The organism is Marinomonas sp. G8-14 (assembly GCF_055808935.1).
On the sequence record NZ_CM147891.1, the window covers coordinates 2446857 to 2459629 of the forward strand.

13 protein-coding genes and 1 tRNA gene are annotated in these 12773 nt (G+C 43.7%); 2 read left to right on the top strand and 12 right to left on the bottom strand.

The annotated features are described in order from the left end of the window. Positions 1 to 32: 32 nt before the first annotated feature. Positions 33 to 356: a hypothetical protein gene (locus AC0L6V_RS12550; protein WP_265218386.1), complete on the top strand. Its 324-nt coding sequence runs from the start codon at positions 33 to 35 to the stop codon at positions 354 to 356. Here the strand turns inward: AC0L6V_RS12550 and AC0L6V_RS12555 are convergent. Continuing rightward, the gene (locus tag AC0L6V_RS12555; RefSeq protein ID WP_265218385.1) at positions 353 to 1384 is read right to left on the bottom strand and encodes a DUF3080 domain-containing protein; all 1032 of its coding nucleotides are present in this window, start codon (positions 1382 to 1384) and stop codon (positions 353 to 355) included. The two genes, AC0L6V_RS12550 and AC0L6V_RS12555, sit on opposite strands and share 4 nt — an antisense overlap. Here AC0L6V_RS12555 and AC0L6V_RS12560 point away from each other — a divergent pair. Then, entirely contained in the window at positions 1383 to 1793 is a 411-nt protein-coding gene (locus AC0L6V_RS12560) for an acyl-CoA thioesterase (RefSeq protein ID WP_265218384.1), read from the top strand. The genes AC0L6V_RS12555 and AC0L6V_RS12560 overlap by 2 nt on opposite strands. 56 nt (positions 1794 to 1849) lie before the next feature. Here the strand turns inward: AC0L6V_RS12560 and AC0L6V_RS12565 are convergent, their stop codons facing one another. From AC0L6V_RS12565 to tpiA, 11 genes are all read right to left on the bottom strand, one after another. Beyond that, positions 1850 to 2440: an LPP20 family lipoprotein gene (locus AC0L6V_RS12565; protein ID WP_409418602.1), complete on the bottom strand. Its 591-nt coding sequence runs from the start codon at positions 2438 to 2440 to the stop codon at positions 1850 to 1852. A gap of 148 nt (positions 2441 to 2588) precedes the next feature. Next, entirely contained in the window at positions 2589 to 4697 is a 2109-nt protein-coding gene (gene pnp / locus AC0L6V_RS12570) for a polyribonucleotide nucleotidyltransferase (RefSeq protein ID WP_265218381.1), read from the bottom strand. A gap of 176 nt (positions 4698 to 4873) precedes the next feature. Beyond that, positions 4874 to 5143, bottom strand: a complete 270-nt coding sequence (rpsO, locus tag AC0L6V_RS12575; protein WP_265218380.1) for a 30S ribosomal protein S15 — start codon at positions 5141 to 5143, stop codon at positions 4874 to 4876. A gap of 111 nt (positions 5144 to 5254) precedes the next feature. After that, complete coding sequence (truB, locus tag AC0L6V_RS12580; RefSeq protein ID WP_265218379.1) at positions 5255 to 6181, bottom strand: tRNA pseudouridine(55) synthase TruB; 927 nt, start codon at positions 6179 to 6181, stop codon at positions 5255 to 5257. 9 nt (positions 6182 to 6190) lie between these two features. Next, on the bottom strand, positions 6191 to 6580 hold the full coding sequence (rbfA, locus tag AC0L6V_RS12585; RefSeq protein WP_012068746.1) for a 30S ribosome-binding factor RbfA: 390 nt from the start codon (positions 6578 to 6580) through the stop codon (positions 6191 to 6193). Positions 6581 to 6592: 12 nt separating this feature from the next. Next, the gene (gene infB / locus AC0L6V_RS12590) at positions 6593 to 9166 is read right to left on the bottom strand and encodes a translation initiation factor IF-2 (RefSeq protein ID WP_265218378.1); all 2574 of its coding nucleotides are present in this window, start codon (positions 9164 to 9166) and stop codon (positions 6593 to 6595) included. A gap of 26 nt (positions 9167 to 9192) precedes the next feature. After that, the gene (gene nusA / locus AC0L6V_RS12595) at positions 9193 to 10683 is read right to left on the bottom strand and encodes a transcription termination factor NusA (RefSeq protein ID WP_111605588.1); all 1491 of its coding nucleotides are present in this window, start codon (positions 10681 to 10683) and stop codon (positions 9193 to 9195) included. Positions 10684 to 10710: 27 nt separating this feature from the next. After that, positions 10711 to 11172 carry a ribosome maturation factor RimP gene (gene rimP, locus AC0L6V_RS12600; protein WP_111605589.1) on the bottom strand — a complete coding sequence of 154 codons (462 nt, stop codon included), beginning with the start codon at positions 11170 to 11172 and terminating at the stop codon, positions 10711 to 10713. A 332-nt stretch (positions 11173 to 11504) separates the two neighbouring features. Then, positions 11505 to 11590: transfer RNA gene (locus AC0L6V_RS12605), tRNA-Leu, on the bottom strand. 49 nt (positions 11591 to 11639) lie between these two features. Next, positions 11640 to 11993: a preprotein translocase subunit SecG gene (gene secG / locus AC0L6V_RS12610; RefSeq protein ID WP_265218376.1), complete on the bottom strand. Its 354-nt coding sequence runs from the start codon at positions 11991 to 11993 to the stop codon at positions 11640 to 11642. 3 nt (positions 11994 to 11996) lie between these two features. Next, positions 11997 to 12746 (bottom strand): triose-phosphate isomerase, encoded by a 750-nt coding sequence (gene tpiA / locus AC0L6V_RS12615; protein WP_265218375.1) that lies wholly within the window; start codon positions 12744 to 12746, stop codon positions 11997 to 11999. Positions 12747 to 12773 lie beyond the last annotated feature (27 nt).

Here is a 12773-nt window from a genome sequence, read left to right on the forward strand (position 1 = left end):
AGCGTATCGTAGCGAATTTAATAGGTAAATAAATGAATATAAGAGACATTGTTGAAACACAGGTAACCCAAAGTAGTCGAGCGGGACAACCGGTTTCTGGCAATGCCAATTTTGCCTTATTAATGAGCCTATTCAGCCAGCCAGGGCCGTCATTGATTGATACGGCTGATAAGTTGAGCCAACACCAACCTCATGCAGTAACGCGCCCAATGCAATTTTCGCAAAGCATTGGAGAGAATCCAATTGCCAACATAGCTTTACTAAAAGCATTAAGCTTCGAACCTTTAGCTGAAGGCCCAGCTTACCAATATGACGCCGTAGAAAGTTTGGAAAGACAACTCAATACCCGCCTTTAAGATTCGCTCCCAATAGACATGGAGCACAATCCAAAAAGCGCACTCCATTGCTGTGCATGCCTTTGAGACGCTTGTTGATAATGTTGCCAACGGCTATCTGAAGCCACTAATGAGAACTGATGAGAAAAAACATGCATATCATTACTCAATGGTGCACTTAACTCAAATAGCTTATTTAAAAGCGGTAAAACCTGATACGCACTACGATTAATGCGCCCCATATAAGGCTGAACAATATCTACATAATGCGTTTCAAATTGCTGTTTAAAAAACACCATTGGCGCACCACACATTTGTTGATCAAGACCAGCAATCTCGCCAGCAATGAGATTTAAGTAATCCGTTATTCGAACGATCGTATATAACAACCTACCTGCATATTCACTGTCCATAAGAGTCTTTAAATCGCCCTCAAAAACTTTGGCATCAATAACAGGCAAGCGTTCAAGATTCTCACCTATGACAACCAATCGATTAAGGGCGTTCATTAATTCTTGCTGATCTGCGGTTGAGGAATTCAGCGGTAAAAAGCCATTGGATAAGCTAAAAAAAGCCTCACTTTCCGCACCATTAAAAAGCGCATTTCCAAACGCCATCGTCAATTCTAGGCGTTTCTGTTGCGCTATATAATGCAACTCCTCAGCCAAAGTGTCGTTCTTAATATCACACGATTCAATGGCTCGGATAATGTCCAGCTCATATAAAAACCGCTGACTGTCAGGCATCACTTTACCTAATATGCTGTTCTTTCTTCCTGCGACAAAACCAACATCACATTGCTGTAAAGACAAATAATCCAATAAACCAATATCAAATTGTGTCAGATTTTGTTGACGATGACGAGGCGACGGCAGGCTTGCTGGCATTTGAATTGCAGGAGAAGACACCGACACATACTGCGAGCGATTTAAACCTGCTGCATATTGAGATAAAACATCCTCGCCTTGAAAACGCGTATCACAACCACTCATTCCTACGAGTATAATGCCACTCAACAGAATCATTGAAACAAAGGTTTTTACTAACATGAATAAACTACTCATCCAAAAACGAGAAGAAATATCGGAGACACGTGTTGCCAAAATGGTATTTCCAGCCACAACAAACCATTACGATACCTTATTTGGTGGCATCGCCCTACAGTGGATGGATGAAGTCGCCTATATCGCTGCCACTCGTTTTGCCAGAAAAACCATGGTCACCATTTCAACAGAACAGGTTGACTTTAAACACCCCATCCCATCAGGTATTTTAGTCGAACTCATTGCTCGCGTCGTTCATGTTGGAAGAACATCACTGAAAGTAGAAGTGTCTATTTTTCTAGAACAACTCGACAGCGACAAACGCACAAAAGCGGTCACGGGGCATTTCAACTTTGTTGCTGTGGATAGCAACAAAAAACCAACCCCCATTTTTGATGAAGAAATAATGTCTTAGCAATTATCAAAAACACAGTGAGCTCCACTTAACGACATCACTGTGTTTTTTATTCCTTATTTTGCGTGTCGCTTGGCAATTTCAGCTGCAAGTTCATCAAAGCTTTTTTCAGACTCAAGCTTTTGAAACAATGCTGCTTCATTTCGCATTGAAGAACGCAAAATACTCTCTGCAACACCTTGAGCTTGAGCGGGATCCAGCCCCACTAATACAACTAAACCACCAGATGGCGTTGGCATTTGACGGATGATTTTTGAGCCGATTAATTGCTGCTCAGTAATTTGCTTGGTAACAACACTGTTCACACGGTCTACCGTTTCAGAATCGCCAGCCCCCGTTGTCTCGACGTATTGCTTAACCATATTTTGCAGATCAATACTCAGCACTTGAGCTAATTCAACTCGTGCTGCTGTGGCTGCCATCTGCTTCATATAATTCACCCCTGCAGCGGATTTTTCACTATATCCAACAGCCGATAAAGCCACGCCATCAATAGGAGCCCCACACACCCAATCAGGCGCAGGCTGGTTAGAGCCATCGGCAAAAACACAGTCAGGAATCGCCGATACAGGGGTATTCACCGCATCTTTGCTACATGCTATCAACGCAAGACTCGCCACTAATAACCCTACCACTTTAAACATCATGATCTTTTCCTTTATTTTCACTAAGACAATCAACAAATAGAGCACTAATATCAGCCATACAATGCTGTCATTTTAGTCTATACATAACATTAAAAACAAAAAAAGGCGCTAATAAATAGCACCTTTTTAATCAATCCGTCACACAAAATTACTCTGTGTAAGCGGCTTTTTCTTCTGCCGTAACGTCTTTCATAGATAATTTGATACGACCACGAGCATCAACATCTAGTACTTTAACGATGACATCTTGTCCTTCAGAAAGGAAGTCGGTCACCGCACGAATACGCTCTTCAGCGATTTGAGAGATATGAACCAAACCATCTTTACCAGGTAAGATATTTACGAATGCACCAAATTCCGCTAAGCGAACCACTTTACCTTTGTAAAGCTTATCAACTTCAGCTTCAGCAGTGATCTCATGAATCTTCAGCAATGCGGCATCAGAAGACGCTTTATCAGCGGCGTAAATACGAACAGTACCATCGTCATCTAGATCGATAGAAGCACCTGTCTGCTCAGTGATAGAACGGATTGTTGCACCACCTTTACCGATAACGTCACGAATTTTCTCTGGATCAATTTTAATCGTCGCCATAGATGGCGCATTTGGAGACACTTCTGGACGAGCGTAACCAATTACTTTTGCCATTTCACGAAGAATATGAGTACGAGCTTCAAGCGCTTGGCTCAAGGCAATGTCCATAATCTCTTCGTTGATCCCTTCGATTTTAATGTCCATTTGAAGTGCAGTGATACCTTCTGCAGTACCCGCTACTTTAAAGTCCATATCGCCAAGGTGATCTTCGTCACCCAAGATATCAGTCAATACAGCAAAGCCGTCATCTTCTTTAATAAGACCCATTGCGATACCCGCAACTGGTGCTTTCAAAGGTACACCAGCGTCCATCATAGACAAAGACGCACCACATACAGACGCCATAGAGCTTGAACCATTAGATTCAGTGATCTCAGATACGACGCGAATAGTGTATGGGAATTCGTCTTCAGAAGGCAATACGGCTTGAACACCGCGACGAGCCAAACGGCCGTGACCAATTTCACGACGACCAACACCGCCCATACGACCACATTCACCTACAGAATATGGAGGGAAGTTGTAATGCAACATGAAACTGTCTTTGCTTTCGCCAGTCAAACCGTCTGTCATTTGAGAATCACGGCTCGTACCTAGCGTACAAGTTGCAATGGCTTGGGTTTCACCACGAGTGAACAATGCAGAACCGTGAGTTTTGTTTAAAATACCCACTTCAACATTGATAGGACGAACCGTTTTGTTGTCTCGGCCATCAATACGTGGCTTACCGTCAATAACGCGACGACGTACAATACGTTTTTCTAATTTAGAGAAAGCGCCTGTTACGTCCGCTTCAGAAAACTCACCGCCTTCAGTCACTAAGGCAGCAACAGCAGCATCACGAACAACACCTAATTGTGCGTAACGAGCCATTTTCTCACTGATTCCATACGCTTCTTCGATTTGAGCCGCGTAACCAGATTGAAGAGCGTCAGCCAAAGAAACATTAGCCTCTTCTGCTTGCCAATCCCAACGAGGCTTAGCACACTCAGCTGCGAATTCAGTGATGGCAGAAATCGCGGTTTGCATTTCTTTATGCGCATAAAGAACCGCGCCTAACATTTCATCTTCGGTCAATTCCTGCGCTTCAGATTCCACCATCAATACGGCGTCTTTTGTCCCTGCTACCACCATGTCTAGCAATGAACCTTCTAGATCAGAGTAATTTGGGTTAAGCATGTAACCAGACTCGTCATTAAAACCAACACGAGCCGCACCGATAGGACCATTGAATGGGATACCAGAAATAGTCAAAGCAGCAGACGTTGCGATCATAGCTGCGATATCAGCGTCTAGATTAGTGTTCGTAGACATAACGGTACAAACAACTTGAACTTCGTTCATGAAACCTTTAGGGAACAATGGACGAATTGGACGGTCGATCAAACGAGAAGTCAGGGTTTCTTTTTCAGAAGGACGACCTTCGCGCTTTAAAAAACCACCTGGAATTTTACCAACAGCATAAGCTCGCTCTTGATAATGTACAGACAATGGAAAAAAGTTTTGACCAGGTGTGGCTGTTTTCGCACCAACAACCGTTGCTAACACTTGTGCATCACCAATTGTACAAAGTACGGCGCCCGTTGCTTGACGAGCAATGCGGCCTGTTTCTAGCGTTACGGTATCATTACCGAACTGGAAAGTTTTTGTCGTAATACTCACGCGTATTCCTTTTATTAAAAAAATTTCTTCTCCCAAAGACCTCTTTTTAAGCCAGTACTCATATGAACTCTTTTTGCTTCTTCGTCTAGCAGAAGAAAAGTGCATATGAAGTACAGGCTGTCCCTTGGGAGACCAATAAAAAAAGGGCCATAATAATTTATGGCCCTTTCTCAGTCTTAGCGACGCAGACCTAGTTTTTTGATCAAACTAGTGTAACGAGTTGCATCTTTACGCTTAAGGTAATCCAACAACTTACGACGTTGGTTTACCATGCGGATTAGACCGCGACGAGAATGGTGGTCGTGTTTATGAGCTTGGAAGTGACCCTGTAGACCTTCAATGTTCTTAGTCAACAATGCAACTTGAACCTCAGGAGAACCTGTATCACCTTCCGCTACTTGAAACTCTTTAACCAATGCTGCTTTAGCTTCTGCAGACAATGCCATAATCTTAATCTCCAAATTAATATGCTATTGAAAGTAAAGGATAGCCGAGCATATTTTCAGTCATCCTAGGCCAGCAAGTTTAGCACTTTTTTTAGCAGAACTCACTGCTATTTATAAAGAGAACTCGCTAGTATTTACCAATCGATAAGGACGAATAGACACTCCTTTTATCTGTCCAAGTCCCAAAAAACGCTGAGATTTTTGATCGTACATCCTCACCACAGTTTCATGCTCTAATGAAATAGGACTAGAAATGGTCCGACCAAACATCATATCCAAAGTGTCCGCTTCAACTAAATCCACTTTTTCGAAGTGTTCTACAGCGGTATCCATGGAGATCAAATGAGAATCCAACGCGTCATAACCTTGCTCTGCAATGGACTCAAACTCTTCCAACGTCATCATATTTTCAGGCGAGTATCCTGCCGTCGAAATACGATGCAATGAATGAAGGTGAGCACCACAGCCCAATGCTTCTCCAATATCCTCACCAATGGTTCGAATATACGTCCCCTTCGAACATTGAATATCAAGCGTTAGCGTGTCTTCTGTTCTGGAAATAAGGGTTAAATTTGAAACCGTGACGCGTCGACGTTTTCTCTCAATAACAATGCCCTGACGAGCATACTCGTAAAGAGGTCGGCCTTCATGCTTCAAAGCGGAATACATAGGCGGTATTTGCTCAATATCACCACGAAATCTATCTAAAATTGCCTCAAGCGAATCATCGGTTAGGGTCGGAATCAACTCTTCGGTTAACACATCTCCTTCACGATCGCCCGTTGTGGTTCGCTTCCCCAACTGAATACACGTTAAATAGCGCTTATTTGCATCCAATAGATATTGCGAGAATTTCGTCGCTTCACCAAGACACAGTGGCAACATTCCTGTTGCCAAAGGGTCTAGCGCACCAGTATGTCCCGCTTTTGCCGCCTGATAAAGGCGACGGACACGCTGTAGAGCTTGGTTCGAACTTAAACCTATCGGCTTGTTCAGTAGGACGATGCCGTCTACCGAACGCCATTTTGCTTTAACCATACGAACTTATTACTCGTCTTCGTTACCGTTTTTTGTCTCATCATCACGAATGGCTTCGTCAATCAGAGCGGACATACGCGAACCATTAACAACACTCTGGTCGTAGTGGAAACGCAAATGTGGCATAACACGAAGTTTTACTTCTTGTGCTAAACGACGACGCAAGAACCCTTTTGCACTATCCAGCGCAGCTTGGTTCTCAGCCAATACTTCTGGCTGATCATCTTTACCTAGTACGGTGTAATAAATATCCGCATAGCCTAAATCTTTTGCTACACGCACTTCGTTGACAGTAACCAATCCTAAACGAGGATCTTTTACTTCAAACTGGATCAAGGACGCCAGCTCCTTTTGGAGCTGGTCACCGATCCGACTAGTACGACTAAATTCGCCTGCCATGATCTTGTCCTATTATAACGTACGAGCAACTTCGATAGTTTCAAAAACCTCGATCTTATCGCCTACTTTTACGTCAGTGTAGTTTTTAACACCGATACCGCATTCCATGCCACGGCTAACTTCATTAACAGCATCTTTAAATCGACGCAGAGATTCAAGTTCACCTTCGTATATAACCACATCATCGCGTAATACACGGATTTGCTTGCTACGATAAACGGTACCTTCTACCACCATACAGCCAGCAATCAGACCAAACTTAGGCGAACGGAATACATCACGTACTTCAGCAGTACCTTTGATTTCTTCGCGAAGGTCTGGAGACAACATACCCGACAATGCAGATTTAACATCGTCAATAATGTTATAGATAACACTGTAGTAACGAAGATCAATAGTTTCACGTTCAATGAATTGCTTAGCAGAGTTGTCCGCACGCACATTGAAACCGAAAATAACCGCATCGGACGCTAGCGCCAGAGTAGCATCTGTTTCAGTGATACCGCCAACGCCGCTAGAGACAACGTTTACTTTCACTTCGTCGGTGTTCATGTCAGTCAATGATTTAATCAAGGCTTCAAGAGAACCACGAACATCCGCTTTGATAACAATGTTCAAAGTACGCACTTCGTCTTTGCCCATCTCAGAGAATAGATTCTCCAATTTAGCAGAATGTTGACGGGCAAAACGCACTTCACGGTATTTACCTTGACGGAAGTTAGCTACTTCACGCGCTTTGCGCTCATCCGCCACCACGATAAACTCTTCACCAGCTTCTGGCGTTCCGTCAAGACCAAGAATCTCAACTGGAATAGATGGGCCTGCAGAATCAATCGTCTTACCAGTTTCGTCCAACAAAGCACGCACACGACCCATTTGAAGACCAGCCAACACGATGTCGCCTTTCTTCAAAGTACCGTTTTGAACGAGTAAAGTGGCAACAGAACCACGACCACGATCCAAACGTGCTTCAACAACCACACCTTTAGCTGGTGCGCTAGGAACTGCAGTTAATTCAAGTACTTCTGATTGCAATAGTACGGCTTCTAAGAGTGCTTCAATACCCTCACCAGTCTTAGCAGACACGCCAACGAACTGTACGTCACCACCCCACTCCTCAGGAATGACAGCTTGTGCGACCAATTCATTTTTAACGCGATCTAAATCCGCGCCTTCTTTGTCAATCTTAGTCATTGCAACAACAATAGGTACACCAGCAGCGCGAGCATGCTGAATGGCTTCTATTGTCTGAGGCATAACGCCATCATCTGCAGCACACACTAGAATAACGATGTCTGTTGCTTTCGCACCACGGGCACGCATAGAAGTAAATGCCGCGTGTCCAGGCGTATCTAAGAAACTAATCATACCGTGTGGTGTTTCAACGTGATAAGCACCGATATGCTGTGTGATACCGCCAGACTCACCCGCAGCAACGCGAGTAGTACGAATATAATCAAGCAAAGACGTTTTACCATGGTCAACATGGCCCATCACGGTAACGACTGGTGCGCGTTTAATCGCCTCACCTTCGTAGTCAATGGCTTCGATCATGTCATTTTCAACAGCGTTTTCGTCGATCAGCTTAACCGTATGACCCATTTCCTCAACAACAAGCGTTGCTGTATCGCGATCAATCGTTTGGTTAATGGTTGCCATTGCGCCCATTTTAAACATGACCTTGATAACTTCTGCGCCTTTCACTGCCATTTTTTCAGCAAGATCTGCCACAGTGATACTTTCTGGCAAAGCAACTTCATGAATCATTTTAGCCGTTGGCTTTTGGAAACCATGCTCTTGTTTTGCAGGCTTCTTATTTTTACGACCTAACTTGCCGCGACGAGTGAATTCATCTTCGTCATTGACATTTACGCGTGATGTGCGCTTGTTATCTGGATTAATACGACCACGAGGTTTGTCTTTATCGTTGTCATGTCTCACTGGGCCTTTTTTGCCTTTTGGCGCAACCGATGATTTTTTACTGTCCATTGCTGGTTGAGACATTTTTTTCGCTGCTTTAGGCTGCTTCGGTGATTCCACGGGTTCTGCCGCTCCTATATCGGAAACATACTGCTCCGTATAATTTACCGCGTCAGCATCCGCTACGGCGGCTTTTGCCGCTGCGTCTTGACGCGCTTTTGCTTCGGCTTCAGCTTTTGCTTTGGCCGCCTTCTCTTCTTCAATCTTACGCTCAGCTTCTAAACGGGCCTGCTCTTCAGCAGCCAAACGTTCTTGCTCTTCAGCAAGGCGTTGGGCAAGCAACAACTCTTCTTGCTTTTGAGACTCGCTGTCTGAATCATCACGCTTAACGTACGTGCGTTTTTTCTTCACTGCAATATTAACCGCTTTTCCGCCATCACGCGACAACGTACTTGTTGTCTTTCGTTGCAGAGTAATTCTTTGGCTACTACCGCCGTCTTCGCCATGCTGACGTTTTAAATAATTCAGTAACGCTTGCTTTTCAACTTCAGAGACTTCTTGACCTGCACTCGTTTGAGGCAGGCCAGCGTCTTTCATCTGAGCTAGTAGCTTATCGACTGGTGTATTAACCAGCTCGGATAATATCTTTACGGTTTGAACTGTCATTAAGTTCCCCCTTATGTACTCAGATTTTATTCAGATTCAGCAAACCAAGGTGCACGAGCTGTCAATATAAGACTCGCCGCGCGCGCTTCTGTCATACCTTCAACGTCTAGCAATTCATCAACCGATTGCTCTGCTAGATCTTCCATGGTGATCACTCCCATAGAAGCCAACACTAGAGCAAGATGATTATCCATACCTTCCATTGCTAACAAGTCAGCAGCCGGTTTAGCATCATCTAATTGCTCTTCAGCTTGTAAAGCTCGGTTTAACAAGGACTCTTTTGCTCGTGAACGTAGTTCATTTACCAAATCTTCATCAAATCCGTCGATGTCTAACATTTCTTCCATCGGGATATAGGCCACTTCTTCCAAAGAAGTGAATCCCTCTTCAACCATTTGAATGGCCAAATCGTCGTCAATGTCCAAACCAGAAACAAAAATATCAATCAGTTTCTGAGACTCTTCTTGTTGCTTCGCTTCCGCATCTTCGCTGGTCATAACGTTTAAAGACCAACCAGTCAAAGTAGAAGCCAAGCGAACGTTCTGACCATTACGACCAATAGCTTGCGCTAGGTTGTCTGATTTAACAGCGACATCCATAGAGTGCGCATCTTCGTCAATCACAATAGAGTCGACTTCAGCAGGTGCCATTGCGTTGATAACCAATTGAGCTGGGTTATCATCCCAAAGCACAATATCAACACGCTCGCCGTTCATCTCATTTGATACCGCTTGAACGCGCGCGCCACGCATACCAACGCACGCACCAATTGGATCGATGCGACGATCATTTGTTTTGACGGCAATTTTTGCACGCAACCCAGGATCTCGTGCGGCACCACGAATCTCAATAACTTCTTCTGCAATCTCTGGCACTTCAAGACGAAATAGCTCGATCATGAAAGCGGGGGCATTACGAGAAAGGATTAATTGCGATCCACGATTATCTTCACGAATCTCAAGCAATAAAGCGCGAATTCGATCATTCATTCTGAAGCTCTCACGAGCAATAAGTTGATCTTTTGGTAAAGACGCTTCGGCGTTCTCACCTAGATCGATAATCAGGCTATCGCGTGTCACTTTTTTAACTTGACCGTGAACAAGCTTGCCTACTTTTTCAGTGTACAGCGCAACCATTTTTGCACGTTCCGCTTCGCGCACTTTTTGCACAATAACTTGTTTTGCTGTTTGCGCGGCAATACGACCAAATGCTTCAGACTCGACTTCTTCTTCGTATATTTCACCGATACCCAAGCCAAGATTTTGCTCTTCAGAATCGTCTATTGTCAGCTCTGAAGCTGGCGCAGAATATTCTTCATCGGCAACAATGTGCCACTGACGGTACGTTTTATAATCACCTGTACGCTGATCAATGGAAACACGAATTAATGCGTCTTCTTCAAAACGACGCTTGGCAGCACTTGCTAAAGCAATTTCAACGGCTTCGAAAATAACTTGTTTCGGAACATCTTTCTCGTTGGAAACGGCTTCCACTACCAAAAGAATTTCTTTGCTCATCCTTTTAGCCTCTCTTCAAGGTTAATTTTAAAATTGTGGAACAACATTTGCCTTATCAATCAATTCGATAGGCAATAGGTATTCTTCTTGATCTACACGAATAACAATATCTTCGCTTTCGATCCCCATTAGTTGCCCTTTAAATTTACGCCTCCCATCAAAAGGCACTCGTAAACGCAAAGAAACAATAGAACCGATATACGCCTGATACTGAGCCAAACTGAATAAAGGCCGATCTAAACCTGGTGACGATACCTCTAGGCTATATTCCCCAGTAATAGGATCTTCAACATCTAAAATAGAACTTACTTGACGACTAACGCGGGCACAATCTTCAACATCAATCCCCTTTTCAGCGTCAGTCTCGATATAAATACGAAGCACAGAATCCTTACCTAAAGACAAGTACTCCATCCCCCAAAACTCTAATCCCAAACCTTCAACGACTGGTCGAATAAGTTCTTCTAAAATCGTATATTTTGCTGACAATCGTTTTCTCCGAAAACCAATTTTGTAAAACGCAGAAACAAAAAACGAGCTCAAGGCCCATTTTCATTAAAATATAGTGCACGGTGCAGATAACAAAAAACCCCATATAGGGGTTCTTAGTACTCTACTCAATGAAGCATTGAAAGAGCATCCTTCTAAAAAGAAGGCTATCAATCCTGACACCAAATACTAAGAACAAACTGCTGCGGATACCTAAATTAGGAAAACCATGAGAAGAATAACTCGTTTAAAGAAACTCTCAACTCAACAAACCAGATTGCTCTGCATCAATATGACGACATCATACACAAAATATGATACCAATTCAATATTGGTGCGGATGGGGGGAATCGAACCCCCACGAGCGTTGCTCACCACCCCCTCAAGATGGCGCGTCTACCAATTCCGCCACATCCGCAAAACGCTTAACCAAACACTAAACTAACTAAGTATTACAGAGACTAAAATCACTCAGTCACTGGAATATCAGATATTGTGTTTTTACTATTACCTAAATCAGGCAGACCAACCGTTTCTTCAACTTGAGGTGCTGAAGGAACAAAATCAAGTGCACCAGAAACGCTTTTTGCCTGCTCACTTGCATAGTAAGCCAGACCAAAGCTAGTCAGAAAGAAAATCAATGCAAAAAACGCCGTCATCTTTCCAAAAAAGCTACCGCCACCTTGGCTACCAAATACAGTCTGGGACGCACCACCACCAAAAGAGGCACCAGCGTCCGCACCTTTACCTTGCTGCAACAAGACCAACGCAATAATCACTACTGCCGCCAGTACATGCAAAACTAAAATAAGTGCTTCCATTAATTAACCTGCCGCTTTTACTATTGCTATAAATTCTTTTGCATCAAGCGATGCACCACCAACAAGAGCACCATCTACATCAGGCATTTGAAATAAAGCCGAGCTGGTTGATGCCTTAACACTTCCACCATACAAAATCTGCACTTTCTGAGAAACAGATTCTGACGATTGAGCTAAAAAATCTCTGATTGCTTTATGAACTTCTTGTGCCTGCTCTGCACTGGCTGACAAACCGGTGCCTATTGCCCACACAGGTTCGTAGGCTATAACCAAACCTTCGAACGCAGCAATACCAACAACATCAATGACCGCTTGAATTTGTCGTTCACATACTTCAAGCGTCTTGCCTGCTTCGCGTTCTGCCAGCGTCTCTCCGACACAAAACATAGGAACCAAGCCAAAATCTAATACTGCCTTTACTTTTGATGCAACTAACGCATCTATCTCACCATAAAGAGAACGTCTCTCAGAGTGACCAAGTAAAACATACTTAACCCCGAAATCACCCAACATAGAAGCGGATACTTCTCCCGTAAAGGCGCCTTTTACTTCTTGACTAACATTTTGAGCCGCTAGCACGATGGCACTGCCAGAAATCAAACTCTCAACTTGAGACAAGTAGGGAAAAGATGGTGCAACAACAACCTCAGAGTCAGAACCTTCCATCTCAAGCAAACCGTTAATCAGTAAGGATATGGACTCTTTTGAGCCATTCATTTTCCAATTACCAGCTACTATCTTTTGACGAATCATATTCTAACCCCTAAATTCGAGGCGCCC